This is a genomic window from Bradyrhizobium iriomotense (genome assembly GCF_030160715.1).
Taxonomy (GTDB): Bacteria; Pseudomonadota; Alphaproteobacteria; order Rhizobiales; family Xanthobacteraceae; genus Bradyrhizobium; species Bradyrhizobium iriomotense.
In genome coordinates this window covers 22719-40809 of record NZ_BSOW01000045.1, presented here as the reverse complement: position 1 = coordinate 40809, position 18091 = coordinate 22719, and the positions used below count along the sequence as shown (strand labels likewise).

General features: G+C 59.6%; 21 protein-coding genes. 11 read left to right on the top strand and 10 right to left on the bottom strand.

What is annotated here, in order from left to right:
- Positions 1-596 precede the first annotated feature (596 nt).
- The 3 genes from QQL28_RS40240 (at position 597) to QQL28_RS40230 (ending at position 2531) form a co-directional block, all read left to right on the top strand.
- Positions 597-884, top strand: coding sequence for a hypothetical protein (locus QQL28_RS40240; RefSeq protein ID WP_284274620.1), 288 nt, complete (start codon positions 597-599; stop codon positions 882-884).
- 584 nt (positions 885-1468) lie between these two features.
- Positions 1469-1744, top strand: coding sequence for a ribbon-helix-helix domain-containing protein (locus QQL28_RS40235; protein ID WP_284274619.1), 276 nt, complete (start codon positions 1469-1471; stop codon positions 1742-1744).
- Positions 1745-2333: 589 nt separating this feature from the next.
- A complete protein-coding gene (locus QQL28_RS40230) occupies positions 2334-2531 on the top strand; it encodes a hypothetical protein (RefSeq protein WP_284274617.1) in 198 nt (65 codons plus the stop codon).
- 476 nt (positions 2532-3007) lie between these two features.
- Here QQL28_RS40230 and QQL28_RS40225 read toward each other — a convergent pair whose 3' ends face one another.
- Genes QQL28_RS40225 through QQL28_RS40195 form a run of 7 tightly spaced genes read right to left on the bottom strand, consistent with a single transcriptional unit; the run spans position 3008 to position 6636 of the window.
- Positions 3008-3307 (bottom strand): hypothetical protein, encoded by a 300-nt coding sequence (locus tag QQL28_RS40225; protein WP_284274615.1) that lies wholly within the window; start codon positions 3305-3307, stop codon positions 3008-3010.
- Positions 3304-3600, bottom strand: a complete 297-nt coding sequence (locus tag QQL28_RS40220; RefSeq protein WP_284274613.1) for a hypothetical protein — start codon at positions 3598-3600, stop codon at positions 3304-3306. The genes QQL28_RS40225 and QQL28_RS40220 overlap by 4 nt, the downstream gene beginning before the upstream one ends.
- Positions 3597-3776 carry a hypothetical protein gene (locus QQL28_RS40215; RefSeq protein WP_284274610.1) on the bottom strand — a complete coding sequence of 60 codons (180 nt, stop codon included), beginning with the start codon at positions 3774-3776 and terminating at the stop codon, positions 3597-3599. The genes QQL28_RS40220 and QQL28_RS40215 overlap by 4 nt, the downstream gene beginning before the upstream one ends.
- 28 nt (positions 3777-3804) lie before the next feature.
- A complete protein-coding gene (locus QQL28_RS40210; protein WP_284274608.1) occupies positions 3805-4491 on the bottom strand; it encodes a hypothetical protein in 687 nt (228 codons plus the stop codon).
- A gap of 46 nt (positions 4492-4537) precedes the next feature.
- Positions 4538-4741, bottom strand: coding sequence for a helix-turn-helix transcriptional regulator (locus tag QQL28_RS40205; RefSeq protein WP_284274606.1), 204 nt, complete (start codon positions 4739-4741; stop codon positions 4538-4540).
- Between the two features lie 60 nt (positions 4742-4801).
- Positions 4802-5359, bottom strand: a complete 558-nt coding sequence (locus QQL28_RS40200) for a hypothetical protein (protein ID WP_284274603.1) — start codon at positions 5357-5359, stop codon at positions 4802-4804.
- A complete protein-coding gene (locus tag QQL28_RS40195) occupies positions 5359-6636 on the bottom strand; it encodes a tyrosine-type recombinase/integrase (protein ID WP_284274601.1) in 1278 nt (425 codons plus the stop codon). The genes QQL28_RS40200 and QQL28_RS40195 overlap by 1 nt, the downstream gene beginning before the upstream one ends.
- Positions 6637-7110: 474 nt before the next feature.
- Here QQL28_RS40195 and QQL28_RS40190 point away from each other — a divergent pair, with 474 nt between their 5' ends.
- From QQL28_RS40190 to QQL28_RS40165, 6 genes are all read left to right on the top strand, one after another.
- Entirely contained in the window at positions 7111-7452 is a 342-nt protein-coding gene (locus QQL28_RS40190; protein ID WP_284274599.1) for a hypothetical protein, read from the top strand.
- Positions 7449-7943 carry a hypothetical protein gene (locus QQL28_RS40185; protein WP_284274598.1) on the top strand — a complete coding sequence of 165 codons (495 nt, stop codon included), beginning with the start codon at positions 7449-7451 and terminating at the stop codon, positions 7941-7943. Before QQL28_RS40190 ends, QQL28_RS40185 begins: the two co-directional genes overlap by 4 nt.
- Entirely contained in the window at positions 7940-8329 is a 390-nt protein-coding gene (locus tag QQL28_RS40180) for a hypothetical protein (protein ID WP_284274596.1), read from the top strand. Before QQL28_RS40185 ends, QQL28_RS40180 begins: the two co-directional genes overlap by 4 nt.
- A gap of 218 nt (positions 8330-8547) precedes the next feature.
- Positions 8548-9057 (top strand): hypothetical protein, encoded by a 510-nt coding sequence (locus QQL28_RS40175; protein WP_284274594.1) that lies wholly within the window; start codon positions 8548-8550, stop codon positions 9055-9057.
- Positions 9054-12137, top strand: a complete 3084-nt coding sequence (locus tag QQL28_RS40170) for a bifunctional DNA primase/polymerase (RefSeq protein WP_284274592.1) — start codon at positions 9054-9056, stop codon at positions 12135-12137. The genes QQL28_RS40175 and QQL28_RS40170 overlap by 4 nt, the downstream gene beginning before the upstream one ends.
- A 383-nt stretch (positions 12138-12520) precedes the next feature.
- Positions 12521-13024, top strand: a complete 504-nt coding sequence (locus QQL28_RS40165) for a hypothetical protein (RefSeq protein ID WP_284274590.1) — start codon at positions 12521-12523, stop codon at positions 13022-13024.
- A gap of 21 nt (positions 13025-13045) precedes the next feature.
- On the opposite strand, the gene QQL28_RS40160 is transcribed toward QQL28_RS40165, so the two are convergent.
- Positions 13046-13216 carry a hypothetical protein gene (locus QQL28_RS40160; protein WP_284274587.1) on the bottom strand — a complete coding sequence of 57 codons (171 nt, stop codon included), beginning with the start codon at positions 13214-13216 and terminating at the stop codon, positions 13046-13048.
- Positions 13217-13281: 65 nt separating this feature from the next.
- Positions 13282-13551, bottom strand: a complete 270-nt coding sequence (locus QQL28_RS40155) for a hypothetical protein (RefSeq protein ID WP_284274584.1) — start codon at positions 13549-13551, stop codon at positions 13282-13284.
- A 496-nt stretch (positions 13552-14047) separates the two neighbouring features.
- On the opposite strand from QQL28_RS40155, the gene QQL28_RS40150 reads away from it, so the two are divergent.
- Entirely contained in the window at positions 14048-14632 is a 585-nt protein-coding gene (locus tag QQL28_RS40150; protein WP_284274581.1) for a recombinase family protein, read from the top strand.
- A gap of 247 nt (positions 14633-14879) precedes the next feature.
- On the opposite strand, the gene QQL28_RS40145 is transcribed toward QQL28_RS40150, so the two are convergent.
- The gene (locus QQL28_RS40145; protein ID WP_284274579.1) at positions 14880-16640 is read right to left on the bottom strand and encodes an adenylate/guanylate cyclase domain-containing protein; all 1761 of its coding nucleotides are present in this window, start codon (positions 16638-16640) and stop codon (positions 14880-14882) included.
- Positions 16641-17126: 486 nt separating this feature from the next.
- Here QQL28_RS40145 and QQL28_RS40140 point away from each other — a divergent pair, with 486 nt between their 5' ends.
- Positions 17127-17948: an alpha/beta fold hydrolase gene (locus QQL28_RS40140; RefSeq protein WP_284274578.1), complete on the top strand. Its 822-nt coding sequence runs from the start codon at positions 17127-17129 to the stop codon at positions 17946-17948.
- Positions 17949-18091: the final 143 nt, after the last annotated feature.

Sequence of the window (18091 nt, the reverse complement as noted above, 5' to 3'; positions counted from 1 at the left end):
CTGACTTGGATGGCGCTCGCCTGGCTACTCTCCTGAGAAGTGAGGCCGCCAATTGGAGGCGGCCTTAGTGTTTTTGTTGTTCTTGTAATTTCTGCTCTAGGAACTCAGCCATCTTACGGTATTCCTCGGCCATATTCTCGAACACTCTGCGCGTTTCCTCATTGCTGGTTACGCCGGCCTGTCGTTCACATGTCCGCTGGAGGTGTCGATAGTCTGAGACCGTTCGATGGTCTGGAGCCATTGAGTCCAAAGCACGGTTGGGCCGATCGTTCCCCAGCACTCCAGTTGAAAATGAAGGAGGCCACCAACGGCCTTACTATGCGGAGAAGCTCATAAGCAATCCCGCGAGGAAGAGCGCGGCGCCAAGGATGGCAACGGCAAGACAAATACGCGCTGGGATCGAATAGGTGTCGTATTGGGGCTGTTCGAGCATGGCGCCCCTCCCTTGCTGCGCAGGCGGGAGCGCGATGGTCTCTCAGCCACCGACGCCTACGGGCAGAGCCTCGGCCGGTGATGCGGGAATACTATACCTCTTCCCGGTAGGTTCCTAACTAGAAATAGGACATTTGGGGTTAAACAAACGGATAGTACAAATAATGACCGATCGAGGCTGGGGCCGATCGTTCGAAGATCCGATTGACGTAGACGGCCGCAAGCTGGTGACGCTGCGCGATGCCGGCAAGTACATCGCTGCGTTGCCGAAGAAGGAGCACGACCGGCCGGAATGGCGCGCCGCGATGGAAGCTCTGCTCCTGGTGGTCGAGCGAGGTGGCCCGACGATGCTTGCAAGGATTGGCGTCATGAGAGCATTGAACCGCGGGAGGTCGCTCCCCGATGCCGAACCAAGGCGCAAGAAGGCTAAGGCGTACAGGGTGGTGCGATGACCGTCTGCCGGTCACCGCTCGTGGGGTGACTGACGCCGAAGCCACGAGTCTTCGAGGGAAGCCCGCCCCCAAGTCAGGGGAAAAACAACTGGAGGCGGGTGTTTGAGTATCGCTTAATCAGAGCAGGCGGCAGCCCGGTAAGCCTGCTGCCCGTTTTCATCCTAAGCATCATGGATAGCGCTGTCTGCCCGATAGGCGACAAACGAACGGTATAATTGCCACTTATTCCCGACTTCGTGAGCTGCCCTTTGACATACGTCAAACACGGCGAAGCCGGCCGCCCTCTTTTCCCCATCATGAGGAAGATCGAAACAGATATCTGGGTACTGATCGCCAGGTACTCATGGCTGCTCGTACTTGTCGCAACCCTTAGCGACGTGGTGTCCCATTGAAGGCCCGCTGCTCACGCTCCCGGGCTTCTCTCGCAGCGGGACACGAATTGTTGCATACCGAATCGACGGCACTGGACGACTCGCCCACACTGATGTCATCCGGGATTTTGCATCATCTTCCCGGGGCTAAAGCACCGCCCGCGTTCATTTCAGGCGGGCGGCGGGATTGTCTTCTGATTGAACGAGGTATCCATGAAATCCCCCGTCGTGAAACGATCCATTGTTGTCGCTGGCCACAAGACCAGTGTCAGCTTGGAAGCGGCCTTTTGGAATGGCATGAAGGAGATTTCCGGCCTGCGCAACATGACGCTGTCGGAGTTGGTCGACGAGATCGACCGCAACCGCCCGCACGGCAATCTGTCGTCCGCGATACGTCTGTTCGTCCTCGACCACTTTAAGAACCGCGCCACGGCGATCCAGCCTCAGCAGAATGCGCCGGCACTGCAGCCATCCCTCGATGGAGCGTGAACTGTGATGGAAAGGCCCGCCAGCGAGAACCGGCGGGCCTCGTGTTCACCGCCTCAGCCGTCGGGCATGTGTCGCCAGTCGGTAGCATCTCTTCACTACGAAAAAGAACCCGCCCGAAGGCGGGTGGCGCAAGGTAGTGCGATACTGTCGTAGTTAAGACGTTGACTCTTCCAGATTAGGTCATTGGGCTGGCTACATCGATTGGTTAGTTCCCCGACATTCGTGTCTCATCCTCGGAAGATGCGCGATATTGGATTCGGCCCCTGGGGTCGATTCGTTTCACTCGCGCGGGCGTTGTCCTAATTCGGACACTCGCAAACCGAGATTAGGCCACTTCAAGTTCTGCCCATGGTCTGCGGGCGTTCAGCTTTTGTGACGGCCACCTACCCCTAAAGGGGTAGGTACGTTCGGGTATGTTCTCGGCGGACTGCACCCATGCATCGGAACCAAAGGCTCCACCGGATCTTTGTTCCAGACTGGGCCGTTTTCGTCCGCCGTTATGCGCGCATACCGCGTGGCGCAAACCGCATATACAGTCCAGACCGGCAGCGTTGCCGAGGAATGAAAGCGCTGTTGGGAGAAACAAAAAATGAGTGACGAAGCGGCCGAAGCTCGATTCTTCGTTCGGCTAGGGGGCAAAGGATGGATGGTCTACGATCGAAAACTGAAGGGGCCAGCAATGATTGGCACCAAACTAAAACTGGCCGCCAATCTGACGAGAGAGCAAGCCGAACACGTGCATCGGATTCTGATTGCTGGGGCAGATCCGAAAAGCATTTCTTTTTAAAACGAGTTAGACCCGCCAGTTGTACTGGCGCGCGCCTGTGGCACGGCCATTGCGCAGTCAAATCAACTGGGATTTCAGCGCCCAGTTTGAGATAAGGCGCTGCCCGGGGGAACTGGCATTTCGAGCCCGGCAAGCGTCCTTCGTTTAGGGCTCAATCCTCATCAATAGTGGGGCTTAAAGTCCCGCACACCGACTCCGGTCGGGTCATTTATGACGACATAGCCGCCGACCGCTTCGACGCTGGCGCTGCCTTGAGGCGACGTAAGCAATATGGACGTCCCCGACGGAACGATCGTCAGAGTCTCAGGCCTGTTTTCATCCAAGTAAACGCGTGCTGTCGAATCCGGCATCGTGCGAACGTGGAATCTTGCGACAGTGCGGACGGAGATTTTCTCTCCTGCGCTAAGCGTCCAAGGTTGACCTTCCAAATATCCACCCATTGTGGTTCTAACTCCTGTTGGTGATGCCGGCTGCGGTTATGGATCGTTTCCGGGACATTCGGTGACGATCACGCGGCCCGCTATCGCTTCAACTTTCACGATGGCGCGCCAGGGGAACGGGCCGATTGTCGCCGTCGTGCCTGCCGAAACCGATACGTTAGCATCTGGAATCCGCGTATCGCCGGACGAGTGTGCTTCCATCAGCCGGGTAACCAGTCCTGTGCAATCCGGAGCCGGCGCCTGCACGCGTAAACGCTGGCGTGCAGGCAATTCAAACCGGTCGGGTTGACCGTTCTGAACGGTGACAGAGATGTTTCCCCATTCGTGATAGTTCACGGCGTAAACTCCGATATCTGCTTGTCGGAGATCGCGACGGCGCGATCGTGCCAATCATTGACGATAAGGCGTGGCGCGAACTCCAAGTGTTGCAAGGCGCGGAGCCCATCCTCGAGCTTGTTGCGTGATGCGAAATGCCAGGACCGAATTGCCTCGCCCTGCGCAACGTTCGAATTGGATTGCGTTCGGTCGATCGCGGCCAGGCGTGCCCATGCTTCGCGGAACGCCTCCGCTGCTTCGGCGTAAGCCTGGCCGGCTGCCTGGCGCTCGACCTGGAGCTGCTCGCGGTTCACGACTGCTTCCAAAGCTGCTCGATGCCGAGCGCTTTCCGAACCTGCGGCGACGACGGGGGCGTGTTGGCCGGCATCGTCGGCTGCTTGACGTTTGCGGCCGCATTGAAATCGACAACGGGCTGCAGCGGCGCGGCGGCCTGCTTGGCGAATTCGTCGGCATTCAAAGATTTAACCATGTGATTTCCCTGTGTGTGATGGTTGGGTTTAGGCGGCGAGTGCGGTTTCCCGCTCCACTTCAGCGAGTATGTGCCGTTGATCTGGAACGGTCTCATTGAGGAAGGCGTCAAGCGCGTGGATATTGGGCATGGCTGCCAGGTCACGCGCGGCGTCGGACAGCGCAGCGGTTGCGCTGGCCAGCAGGCGCACACTGTTGCGCTCTGCGTCCAACTCGGTCGTCTTCCCCGGGTGGACAATCTCGATTGCCCCGTTCCGTACCGCGTCGACTGTCTCGCGATCGGCGGCGCCGACCAGTTCGGGCGCTTCTAGGATTGCCTGTAAGTACAGCAGCGACATTGTGGGGACGAGCGCGCGGATTTCCTTCGCCGTCTTGCCGTTGAGCCGGTCGCGGACCTGGCTGCGCAGCGCGGCGCCGGCCGCGTCCGTCTTGTCGATCGCGGGCAACTGGATCTTGGCGCGCTTCTCGTCGAGCCGAGCAGTAAGCCGCTGCACGGTCGCGTTGGCGCGGATCAATTCGTGCGCCCGCTTGGTAAGGAAGGATCGAGATTCCTTCGTCTTTCCCTGCGCGCTGAGATCGGCATTAGCGCGGACATTGGTGGTGGTCGCCAAGATGTCGCGATGAAGCGTTGAGACCTTCGTCAAGGCGCCCCGCACGGCGACGTCTTTGACGCTCGCGGTTTGGCTTTCGATGAAGATAAAATAGCGGTCGTGCATTGGGGATTCCTGTGTTGACGTTTTGCGCGAATGTTGTTTGTCAACGTCACGCGGCGATGGGCTGACGACGCGCGGCGATGCGATCCGCGAGCCACGCATCGATTTCGGACTCGACCCACGCCACGCGCTGAGACGACAGGGCAACACGTCGCGGAAAGCGGCCCGCGCGCTCCCAGCGCCAAAGCGTGACCTTGCTGGCGCCGACGCCTCGCTTGACGATGTCTGAATAGCTCAAGAGGGTTTGCGACATGGCGGCTCCGAAATTCAATGGAGCCCACCGTGCTTCAATGGTCGCAATTTTTGGAGGGAGCTAACCCGCCCAAGTTTCGAGGTTAAGTCCCTCGCCTTGCAGCTTTAGGACTTTGTTAAGATGCGCCGAAAGGTCGTCCACGTCGTGTTTGGGATCGGCCCGCCGGAAAACTTCGCTCGCGAACTCCATGAAGCGCGTGTCCTTCGACCGCGGCGGAGGATTGCCATTTTGGCGGCTGTACCAAGCAACAATTCTGGCCATAGCGACGGTGCGCCGGTGGTCTCCCGGCTTTCCGTCCTTGGTCGGCACTGGATCCTGATTTGCGAGGCTAATCAACCGGTCAAGATCACCCTCGAAGCGCCGAAGAAATTCGCGCGTCTCGTCGGCGGGTCCGCCTTGATCAAACGCTTCGCCCCATTTGGGCGCCCCAATGGATTGCTCAAGCGCCAAAAAGCCTCCTCGAAGGGCCGAGCGGAGATTGTGGGCAGAACTGTATATTTTGCTGACGGCCTCATTTTGCTGACGAGCCGGAACGACGCGAGGTGCCTGCAAAGCGGCGCCAACCTTACCGATCAAGATTTGCACGTCAGGCCGGCCGAATAGATCATCCTGTGACATCACCCGACCGCTTCCGCATGCATCGGCACCACGTTATCGGCCGGCGGATTGAGGATCATATCCAGCAGCGAAGCCAGCGCCTCAAATGCCTTCCGCTTCTCGTCGAGATATTCATATCGGTCGTAGGTCTCGCGCACGCCGCCGATGACGTGGCCCATGCAGCGCTCGGCGTGGTCGGCGTCGACTTTGGCCCGGCTCATGAGGCTGCGGCCAGTTCGGCGCAGGTCGTGCAACTGCCACTGCTTCATCGGCGCCCTGCCCTTCTCCTTTCGGATCTTGGCAATGATCCGGTCTAGCTCCTTCTTCGCCTTGCTGAAGCCACTGAAGGACTTCGCCCCGTGTGTGGTGGAGAACACGAACCAAGAATTGCCATTGCAGCCGGTGGGCTTCTCGCCAATCAATGCCTTCAATGCCGGCGTGACCGGGATGACGTGATCCTGCTTGTTCTTGTACCGGGACGCGGGAATGATCCACAGATCCCCCTCTAGCTCGTCGGTGTGCATCCGGGCGGACTCGTTCCGGCGTGTCATGGCGATCAGCAGGGACTTCACATAGCGCGGATAGCAGGCCGGCTGCTCGATTTGGTCCAACCCCGCCCAAACGTCCCTGATCTCGTCGTCCGCCAGGCTGCGCTTGCGGGCTCGCTCTTTCGGCTTCGTCTTGGCCATGCCGCGGACGATCGGCGACTTAAATTCGTCGTCTTGGATCATTTGCCAATTGAAGGCCTTACGGACGTGCGCCAGCACCCGATCAGCCATCACAGGCCCGCTGTCGGCCTTGATCTCGTTGAGCATGGTCGTGATGTCGCTGCGCTTGAGGTCATAGATGGACTTATCCCCAAGGCGTGGCCGGACGTGGTTGGCGAAGGCGGCCTTGACCTGATCGCCGCTGCGGAGCCCTTCCACGTGATCCTTCTCGAACGCGTCGAGAACGGCATCGACCGTCGTTGCATCCTTCGCGATCTGTGACCGACGGTTTTCATCCTCCACGCGGGCCGGATCTTTGCCGTCACCGATCAGCTTCAACCAGTTCCGGGCCTTCTCCCGGGCGTCTGCAAGCTCGATCTCGCCAACCTTCCCGATCTCCCGCCGGCTGGCGTTAGTTTCACCGGGGTACCGCGTCCGGAGCACGAAGGTTTTGGATCCCTTCTCCGTCACGCGCACGCCAAACCCGGGAACGATTGAGTCCGCGACCCAAAGCCGCAGCTTCGACGGATCCGGCTTAAGCCGCGCGATCATGGTGGGGGTGAGTTCTTTGCGATGCTTTTTGACAGGCATGGGCCACCCCGGGGCCACAAGAATCTGAAAAAGCACGTGCCCCAATGAAAAGGGTTGCTAGCATGAAAAACGATAAATATCAATATATGCAAACACTTATGAAAGGCAATGAAAGAGGCTGAAGATCAGTGAAATCCGGAAAACCATAACTTTTAATCACGGGGTCCTGGGTTCGAGCCCCAGCGCGCTCACCAAGCAAGATCAGCTAGTTAGCGGTCGATTTTCCTTTCTATCTTCCTGTTGAAAACTCTCTTGGGGCAACTCAGGGGCGACCGCCGGGGACGAATTGGCCGGATGAGGCCGGTCTTGCAGGTTTGGGCACGGCGCTTGACAGTTGGGATCAGGACTGGCACCTTAGATCACAGAAAGTTGATCGCGAGTGGATTGACTTTCGGAGCGCATGTTCGACGCAGTGAAGCAGTAATTTTTTGGGTCGCTCCAAAAACCCCACGTCACGTTACGGAGCGAACCCCTATGCCCAACGGCCACTCGTCGGTCGACGAGTCTCAATCGTCCCCAAGCGCCAAACTGTTCTCTGTTCGAGGACACGCCGCCGTGGAGGCACGTGCCGCCAAGGTGGCCGGCCACAAGCCACTACCGCAGATTCCCCCTGGATTCCCCCACCCCCATCGGCTCGGCGATTGGGAATTGCTGCAGGCACTCCTCGGCCGTCGCATCCCGCGATCAACCCGCACCGATTGGACGCGCGCAGGGATTATTCCGAAACCGGATAAGATGATTGGGCGCCGCGCGTGGTGGAAGGAAACGACGCTGGCTAGCATCGTTGCCGTCGAAGACCAGGCGGTGTCAGCATGACCCTTCGATCGGTCCTCCTGCCGGAGAAGCCGGCCAACCGGATCACCTTCCTGGAAGATGGCACCGCTTGCCTCTTGGTGCTCCCGTTCGCGCGCGAATGCACCGACGACGAACAGCGCACGTTTGAGACCGCCCCCCGCGCACGCATTTTCTTGTACGCGTGTGGCGATGCGCCGGTCCCGGAAGGAGTTTCTCGGCCCAGCTCCATTTATGATTTGCCGCGGACGACTCTGTCGTGGGCGGTCCGCAAAGCGACATTCATCGCCCCTGGAATAGTTCCCGAGAATTCGGAGAACACGGAGGCTGACCTCGCCGATGTCCTGCTTCAAATCCTCGAGCAGACCCCCGAGGGTACCGATCACCGGTTCCACGTCACCCTCATCGTCGACGATCCGGCCGAGCTTGGTCAGTATCTAAGCCGGACGCGGCCGAACCCGCCAAATCGCGGCATCGCCGTTGCGCGCAGCTTTAAAAGGGGCCGCAAACGATGAGCGCAGTCTTCGCCAAGTTCGCGCTCCTTCCTGGCACACTCATCTCGGAACGCTCGCAAGCGGCGCTATTGTCGGCGGACATCATCGAGATCGAGATCAACGCACTGAATCATTCCATCCGCGATTTCGCGCCGGCGGCGCTCGCGTTCGTGTTCAACAACGCCGATCGCATCTTCGGGATCGTCGATTGCTGCAACAAGAACTTGGACTACTGGGAAACTCTTCTCGACAAGATGACCATTTCGGAGCGGGGCGGATGCCGCTGGACGGTGCGCTTACTGGCCAGTGAGCCTTCCGGCTGGGAAGACCGCATTCAGTTTCACGGTCCCAAAGGTCCGTTCGAACTTGTGTCGCCGAATTACGTGGAGGATGGGGCGAACGCATAGGCGGATCGCGCACGAGTCCTTCTCGATGCCAGTGCGATCTACGCGATCGCACGTTGCTGTAGCGGCCTTCGCGCCGCGGCGGTCCGCAACCGCGCCCACCTCGACTACGTCGTCGATTATCGGACCATCAGCTACCGGGTTGCCGCGTGCTCTTTGCTCTAAAGCAAAAAGCCCGGCCGGAGTGACCAGCTCCGAACCGGACTTATAGGATCTTGCGAGTGCCCAATATACATGAAAACGACGCGCAACACAACGTTGCGTGGAGCTTGCTGCCTGCAATCCTGATTCCGCAGAACGGCACCTCCCTTCACACGATCGCGGTACCCGACGGCGTCAAAGTGCTTGCCAACGTCGACATGCGTACGGGCCGCGGGCTTCCCCGCAACGCGCGGCGCCTCGCGATCGCGGCGCACGACGTCTGCCAGGTGTTCATTCACGCGGACATTCACGATGCCGACGGAACGCTCCCGGCAATACCCGATTTCCACGCGCCTACGCTGTTCTGGGCTATCGAGAACGCCAGACAAATCGCGCTGTGGTGCGAACGCGGCACGGACCTCCATCCGGAAGTGAGCGCATGGATTGTGAACGCCGCACACAAGGGCTCACGCTTTCAGACCGCGATCAACGCTACGCCTGAGAATGCCGCCAGCTGGCTCGCTCACATCAATCGGTGGAAAAGCAAAGGCGCAGAAGTTCGCGTTTTCGGGCCGGAGGCGCAACAATGACCGGCACCTCGATGTCCAAGGCAGATTTCGCGCTCGATATCGCAGCGGGCGGTCTTCCCGCGTTCCCGCTCGAGCCGAATTCAGAGGATCCTTTGATCCCGAACTGGCGAAAAGTAGCAACAACAGATCCCGAACAAATCCGGGAGTGCTGGAAACTTTGCCCTGATGCGAATATCGGCATTTCAACGAAAGGTCTCTTAGTCATCGATTTCGATGAAGACTGCGGTCCCGAGTCCATCGCCAAGCTGAAAAGCATCTTCGCTGAACACTCCACCCCATACTGGCAAACCCTCGGCGGCGCCGGCGTCTGCACCCGCGAACGAAAAGGCAAAGGCGCTTTCATGATCTACGCCTTACCGCCGGGCGCCACCGTCGAGACAGCAATCGATTTGCTTGCGCCTCACATTAGTGTTTTCGGGAGCAACGATTTCGTTGTCGGCCCTGGCTCGACGATCGATGATATTCGGTGGACGTTTGCCCCTGCCAACGCCAAAGTAGAACCCGCACCCTCGTGGCTGATGGACATGTGCGGCGTACGATTGCCGAAAAGCAAATCAGTGAGCAACGTCATCTCGTTGAGAAAGGCCGCTGCGCCAGAGACTGCACTGAAAACAAAGCTGGATTGGGCCAAGGAAGCGGTCGCGCGGCTCCACATCGATGTATTCCCCGTCCGCGGGTATGTCGACCCCGGCCCCGATGCAACGCCCGAAGAACGCCTGGCCGCCGCAAAAGCCGCCAAAACTCCGCTCATCGCCAACTGGCAAAACGAGGCAACGCAGGATCTTGCGAAACTAGATGCCTGGTGGGAGGAATGGCCAGACGCCAATATTGGCGGCGTTACGCAAAACCACATCGTTGTCGACATTGACAACCGCAACAGTGGCGACGTCACCTTCGCGGCGTTGACCGATATCGGATACGATTTCCCTGACACCGCGACGACGCGCACTCAGGGAGGCGGCCAACATCTCATCTACGTAGCACCGGATGGCCCGGTGAAGGGTGGCACCAACAAGCTCGGCAAGGGCATCGATATCAAAGCCCGCGGCGGTTACATCTTGCTGCCAGGGTCCACGATTGAATGCCGGCCCTACGTTTGTGAGAACGCGCGGCCGCCGGCCTTTGCTCCGGCGTGGCTGGTCGACCAACTCAAAACAGCCAAGCCGAAGACGAGCGCCGCGGGAAAGCGCATCGTTGAGGAAGACGAAATTTCTATAGCGATGGCCGACAACTACCTGCGGCACCATGCGCCGAGGGCCCAATACGGCAACATCGACGACACAACGAACAAGGTCGCAGCGATGCTGTACGATTTCGGCTGCACGCAGGAGACTGTCTACGAGAAGATGCTTGGCTGGAATGAAACGCACTGCGAGCCTCCCGGCGACATCGACCGTCTGGCCGTCGTGGTCGAGTCATCAGGCCGCAACAGGGATAACGCCATAGGCTGCAAACACCCGCTCGCGCCTGGCTTCGAAGCCCGCGCGATCGACGAAAGCAAAGCGCCGAGATTTGACGTCATGACCGGGGTAACCTCGGCAACCGCGCCTGCCGACTGGAACGAACCGACCGACCTGTGGGTCGAGAATTCCAGGCCGGCTTCGTTGCCGTCTCAGGCCCTTCCTGACCTGGTAGAGAGTGCTGCGCGCGATCGCGGCCGGCGCCTCGGCGTCGAACCTGGCGCGCCAGCCGCCGCACTGCTAACGGTCCTAGGCTCACTTGTGCCGGCTGGAAACCGGCTGCAGATGCGTCAGCACGATACGGAGTGGACCGTAAAGCCCATTCAATGGACGGCCATCATCGGCCCCCCTGGCTCCAACAAGTCAGCAACCATTGGCTACGCAGTCTCTGCGGTCCAAAAGCTCGAGACCGGATGGCGGAAGAGCTTTGCCTCCGCAGAGCGCAATTGGAAGGTGGCTGAAGCCCGGCGCGCAGCAGCGGCAAAAGCCAAGCCCGAAAATCCGGATCAGATATTCGCCGGCGAGCCGGGTCCGGAGAAGCCGCGGTTTCGACAGAAGCTTTTCAATGACGCGACGACGGAGGCACTGGCTGTCGCGCTGTCCGAAAACCCGGAAGGGCTGCTGTACCACGCTGACGAACTCGCCGGCTGGCTCGGCAGCATGGACGCTTACCGCGCCAAAGGCGGAAAGGATCGGCCATTCTGGCTTCAGGCAAAGGAAGGCGGCCCACTCACGATCAACCGGAAGACGTCCGAACGCATTTGCGTTGAAAATTGCGCTATCTCGGTGCTCGGCGGCATCCAGCCGGACAAGATCCGGGCGCTCAAGCTCGGCATGTCAGACGACGGTCTGCTGCAGCGCTTCGCGCCCGTCATCATCCAGCGGAACGGGAATGGCCTCGACATCCCGCCGGACGCTGCAACCGCGGAACGCCTAGCGACCACGGCCGCCGGCATTGCCGAGTCCGAGAAGGACGTCTTGTACCGGTTCTCCCCTGAGGCGGATGCCGAGCTGCACTCCATCGAAGCTTTCAAAGCCAGGGAGATCGCGCGCCCCGACGGTTCGCCGATGCTGCGCCAGTGGCTGGACAAGATGCCCAACGAATTCGGCCGGCTATCTCTGATTTTTCATTTCATCGAGTGGTACGCTTCGGACCTGAGCGCCGATATCGGCGGCGGCCCTGCCGAATTCATCAGCTTGGGGACCGCGGCGCGCGCGCGCCGATACCTGACCGAGTTCGTCTATCCGCATGCGCGGACGTTCTACTTGAAAGAGCTTGGCACCTCCGAAGTGGACGAGCATGCGCTCTGGATCGCCGGCTTTGTCCTGTCGCGCGGGCTGAAGACGATTAAGACCCGGGACATCTACCGGAGCTATCCCGCGCTGCGCGCACAGGAGCAACGGAGCCAAATCGCAACGACGATGCGCGTCCTGGAAATGTACGACTGGGTCCGGCCGATCAAAGAGCGAAAAGGTGTCGACGATGAATGGGCAATCAACCCCGCGGTACACGATGGCCGGTTTGCAGATACTGCAGAATTGGAGCGATCGCGTCGGGGCAATGTTCGGGAAACGATACAGCGGGAGGCGGAAGCGCGTCGGTCAGCGCCGGCGGATTAAAGCCAGGGGGTTAGATTCGTCACCATTGTCACTTGCGCGCGCGAAGACAGGACACAAACACACATAAATATATCCCCCTGGCTTCTCCTCTCCTCCTACCACTGGAAAATCCTCAAGTGACAATGGTGACAAATCTTGCCTGCTCGCGAAAATACGGCCTGCAGTGCTTGTTTCAAATAAAGCAGCCCTCAACAGCGGAGCGCCCGTGGCTGCGGCCTGTCAGCGGCCGCGGCGGCGCGTCCCGATGGGTCACGGTGAATTAGTCGCCTTTTGCCAGAGAACGAACAGGCTATCCCCTCCGCCAGCATTGGCCAAAATGGCAGATGTCAGCCGCTCAGTGCCGATTGCTTTGAACCAGAACTGCGCCAAAAGGATTTCCTAGATTGCCCGCGTTCACTTTCGACCCAACCACGATTTGGGAGGCCGTTGCCCGCTTGGCGCACGAACACGACCACAGTTGGCGCTTCACCAAAAAAGGCGACAAGCGTCTGCTGTGCGACATCGAGGCTTCAGTCGCAGCCAAGCGGCGCATAAAGGCAGTGAAGCAGCTGGCGGCGGCGGAACGCATCCAGGCTGCAACTCGAGCGCGTTACGTGTGGCGTGCCCTGCCCGGTCAATCGATCGCCGAACGCATGCTACGGGTGATGCGGCCGGGCGAATGGTACGGCCAGGGGGATATCGCCCGCATGGCCGGCGTCGGCACGAGCGCACGCAGCAAGGTGCATCAAGTTTTGCTGCGTCGCCGATGGGTCGAGAAGGTTCGCAATCCGGCGTACCAAGGGATTCTAAACCCCTGGCGCATTAACGCCGGCGCCGAGCCGGAGCCGTTGCACCTCTTTCGGCTTACGGAGCTGGGCGAGCGGATAAAGGCGGCCTTGCCCGATTAAGGAAACCGGCCAGATGGCGATCTATTCAGCGCGTTGACCAAACACACGCCAAACCGCGCCGAACACCAACAAGATGCCAAAGAACACGCCATGGCCGTATCCACTAGCGGAGCCGTCGTCTCGCCAGAGATGCGGCACGTTGTAGATCAACATCGTGATGCCAAGCGCAGCCAAAACGGCGGCAAGTTTCATTTATGTCCTCCGCGGGCGGGACGCGAATCCCGCGCCGGAGTGGCGCGGGTCCGTGTCGCGCACGTTCAGCTATTCCGCCTCTTTTTTCCAGCGGAGCTCTTCGCCTTCGTCTTCGCTGCCGGCGTCCGCTTTGCCTTGTACGCCTCGAGCCCCTCAAGCATCAAACGCGCAATTTCCATCGGCACCAGGCCCTCTATCTCCGCAAAGCCTCCGGGCTCGACCTGGGAAACGCTGAAAGTTGGCGGGAACGTCGACCAGTCGATCTTCTCAACTTGAGGCATTTCTTCCTCTGCTCTTTTCACAATTCTGGGGACGAACGGAATGATGTTGGTCATGGCTGTGCCTTTCCGCTTTCGGGCGGGGATGAGGTGAACGGTCCCGGTGCGAAAAGACCTGCACACGGTCCGCAGCGCCTTTGGACTTTCGTCTTGGACATGTCGCTGCCACCGGGACTTTGAATTTGAATACGCGTGCTACTTCGGGTTTTCGGCCCGCGCTCAAAAAAATGCGCCGAATCCCGGATAAGTCAATAAGCTATTGATATCGTTATCATTTTTTCTCTCAATTCTCTACACACGCGCGGGAGAAAAGCCACCTAGTTCAAAAGCTTGCGCCTGTTGTCTGGGCGAAAAATTCTTTTCGAACTCTACAAAGCCCGACATGCGAGGACACGTTATGCAGCCCCATACGGAAAACCCTGCTTCGAATCAGCGCCGCCAAGTATTGCGATCACTAGACAATTTTCGCGCACCTACTGCATACGCAAACCATTTGTTTTCCGTATGCAGTTCACCTATGGTGGAGGAGCACGAAGCGCGCCAGGGGTCAGCCGTGAAGAAAGTCGCGATCTATTTGCGGGTGAGTACCGATAGCCAAACGACTGCGAACCAACGCCGTGAGCTGCAGGCAGTCGCCGCCCGCTCCGGCTGGCAAATCGTCAAGGTCTATGAGGACGCCGGCATCAGCGGTGCCAAGGGGCGCGACAAGCGTCCCGGCCTCGATGCCATGATGAAAGCGGTCAACGCGAAAGAATTCGATATGGTCGCCGCCTGGTCCGTTGACCGCCTGGGAAGATCGCTCACGGATCTGCTCGCCATTCTCCAGGCGCTCCGCGACAAAGGAGTCGATCTCTTCCTACACCAACAAGGAATCGACACCTCGACAACAGCCGGCCGGGCTATGTTTCAGATGCTTGGCGTCTTCGCTGAGTTTGAACGCGGCATCATTCGCGAGCGGGTCAACGCTGGCCTTGCGCGGGCCAGGGAAAAGGGCACACGCCTCGGACGCCCGCGTACACCAATCTCGGTCGAGAAGCGCATACGCGGCCTACGCGCCAAGGGCATGGGCGTCCTCAAGATTGGCCGCACCCTAGGCGTCGGCACCAGCGTCGTGCAACGCGTCGTCGACGCTATGTGATTGTCTCCAGCAGGTGGGTAACCCCTACCCCCGCCCACCCCCCTCCTCGACGGTTCTAAAAGTGCCGTATTGCCTTCCGACTAGTGCGCGATTTTTTGAGATTCAGGGTCGCAAGTCCATGGTCGACGGATTTCCGCTTTGATTTGCAAATCGGACTCAAATTGAAGATTGAGCGGAGTCCGAAAAGGGCCAGAAGCGGAAGTCGCGTTCTCCTTGTCGCCGCGTGCGGGTACCGTGGCTGCAATGGTCATTCGGGCAGTCCGGCCTTCCGCAATCCTTCTTCGTATCGCAAGAGGTCTTCGGCGCGTCGATAAGGGCCTAGCACCTGTTTGAGAGTGGAAACACGAAGAGCGGGATTTAGTTGCCGCAGCCAAGCCACCGCCTTATGAGCTTGCTCCAGCCGTCCAGCCATTGCATTGCTGGCGGCGCCGATCCGTAATCCAGTTTGAAGATCCGAACTGTCCTGCAATGCCATCGCCGCCCACGATGCCGCCTCGTCATAGCGGCCGAGGAAGAAATGTGAATGCGCAGTCCCGGCCTGCATTTGTGTGATCCACGGATCAAGGGGGCTTAGGCGCATGGCACGTGCAAAGCGCTCGATCGCCAGTTTCGGCTCCCCGAGCCAAATTTTCACCCAACCTCCGCCATACCACGCCTCGGCCGAGTTGGAATTGAGCGCCAGCGCGCGATCGGTTAAGGCGGCGCCTCCCTCGAGATCGCGAGCAACATACGCTAACGCCCGCCCGCTGAGGGCGATCGCAATTGCGTCATCCTTGCCCAACTCAACCGCCCGCTGAGCGAGCCTCGACACTTCTGCAATCTCGTTGGCTGTGGCTGAAATCCAGCCACAGGACTTGGCATCGACATAGCAAGAGGCGGCGCGGCCGTAGGCGGACGCAAAATCTGGGTCCAGCTCAGTCGCCTTGTTGAACAGGCGCAACGCCTCGTCGTTGGCTTGCCGATTGTTAAACTGATAAAGCTTGGCTAACCCCCTTAAATGGAGCGTATAGGCGTCAAGACTCTCGGTTGGCTTGCGCTTGGCACGCTCGATTTCGGCTTTTTCCACCGCTGGAGCAATCGCCGCGACAACGCTTTCCGTCACCTGATCTTGCAGATCGAAGATGTCGCTGAGCCCACCATCAAACCGGTCCGCCCAAAGATGTGTCCCAGTCGCGGTATCGACCAGCTGTCCCGTGATGCGGACTCGGTTTGCCGCCTTGCGGACGCTCCCTTCCAGCACGTAGCGCACCCCAAGCTCACGCCCTACCTGCTTTACGTCAACGGCTCGTCCCTTGTAGGTGAAGCTCGAGTGGCGGGCGATAACGAACAGCGCCTTGAAGCGGGAGAGCGCGGTGATGATGTCCTCCGCCATTCCGTCGGCGAAATATTCCTGCTCGGGATCGCCGCTCATATTCTGGAATGGTAGCACGGCGATAGAAGGCTTGTCCGGGAGTGGAGGGGCCGCACTCAGCCTCTCGGTCACGGTGCCATGCGCTCCCGCGCGGACAGCGTAGGCGCGGACCGGCTTGGCGATGTTCTTGAGCTGCTGCTCGCCGCGGCCTTCGAAGCCAACGTCGAGCTTGCCTTCGACTTCGCTGTACACCTTTTCAGAGATCAGGATGCCGCCTGGATCGGCAGCTCCCTCCAGCCGGACGGCAATGTTGATGCCGTCGCCGTAGAGTTCACCGTCCGGCCCAACGATGACGTCACCAAGGTTGAGCCCGATGCGCAACTTGAAGGGACTGCTGCTGGAGGCGAGATGATCCTGGATATCAACCGCGCATCTCACGGCGGCAAGGGGGCTCGCGAACTCGGCGAGCGCGCCATCCCCCGTTGTCTTGATTAGTCGCCCTTTGTGGCGGGAGAGGCTCGGCTCGATCAATTCACGCTTGAGCCGCTCGAACTCGACGTAGGTGGCTTCCTCGGCGCGTTGCATGAGCGCGGAGTAGCCGACCACGTCGGCGGCCAAGATTGCCGCCAGTCGCCTTTGAACCTGCTCCTCGGTCACGGCAGCCTCTCGCAGACACCTGCCCACAGGCGCGCGAGTGAATTCCCCACCGCCACTTTTGACAGGCTCTGTCAGCCTAGCACATTGTCGAGGCCTGCTAAAACTGTTGTCAATTTCTGCTCAGGGTCACTCGCGTCATTTTCGGCCTGTCCGCCGAATGTCTGCTTATCCCTTGTCAGCGGCGGAACAGCAGACATCCCCGAACCGCCGCTGCGGGCCAATTGCGGACGTCCCCATAATCGGAGCCCCGGGCTTTCACTTCATGCTTGGCCGCGCCACACCGGCGCCGCGGCGTTCACGCGGTTGACCAGCGAAAACCCCGATCAATTAGCGACGGCGCGCGATAACAGCAATCTCTCTGCAAGTAGATCAATCGCTCTGGAGCAGTTGCGGACCCGGTTCGGTAGGATCCGGCACATCAACGGCAGCCTAACAGTCCAGCGGCAAACACCGCTCTTCTCTCACCCAAACAAAGGAGTAGCCAAGATGAGCACGATCACAACCAAAGACGGCACAGAGATCTATTACAAGGACTGGGGTACGGGGCCCGTGATCACATTCTCCCACGGTTGGCCGCTGAACTCCGACGCCTGGGACGGGCAGATGTTATTTCTTGCCCAGCACGGGTATCGTTGCATAGGCGTCGACCGTCGCGGGCACGGCCGCTCAAGCCAAGCATCGGCGCATAACGACATGGATGGTTATGCCGACGATCTCGCCGCCGTCATTGAGGCCCTTGATCTCAATGGGGCAACGCTGGTCGGTCACTCCACGGGCGGCGGCGAAGTTGCTCGATACATCGGTCGGCATGGAAGCAAGCGCGTGAAGAAAGCGGTACTTGTCGCAGCCGTGCCGCCAATCATGCTGAAGAGCGAAGCAAATCCCGAGGGTCTGCCGATGGAGGTATTCGATAAGATCCGCGCCGGTGTCGCGGGCGACCGCTCGCAGTACTACAAGGATCTTGCTGTAGCATTCTATGGAGCCAACCGCCCTGGCGCCAAAGTCTCCCAGGGCATCCTCGACCAATTCTGGCTCTGGAGCATGCAGGCCGGAGCGAAGAACGCCTATGAGAGCATTAAGGCGTTCTCCGAGACCGACTTCACCCCGGACCTCAAGAAATTCGACGTGCCGACGCTCGTGCTGCACGGCGAGGATGACCAGATCGTCCCGGTCAAGGACTCGGCCAGGAAGTCGGCCAAGCTCATCAAGGGTGCCAAGGAGATTTACTACCCCGGCGCACCGCATGGCCTCACCGCCACGCATGCCGACCAAGTCAACGCTGACCTGCTTGCGTTCCTCCGAAGCTGATGTTTAGGCACAGTTGCGCTGGCCTCGCGCTCCTCGGGCGACGAGGTCAGCACCACCGGCTTTTCGTATTTCATTCGAGCAATTTCCCGCCACTATGAGGCACCCGATGTCAGCTTCGGGTCGATACTGTTGAAAAAGTCAAA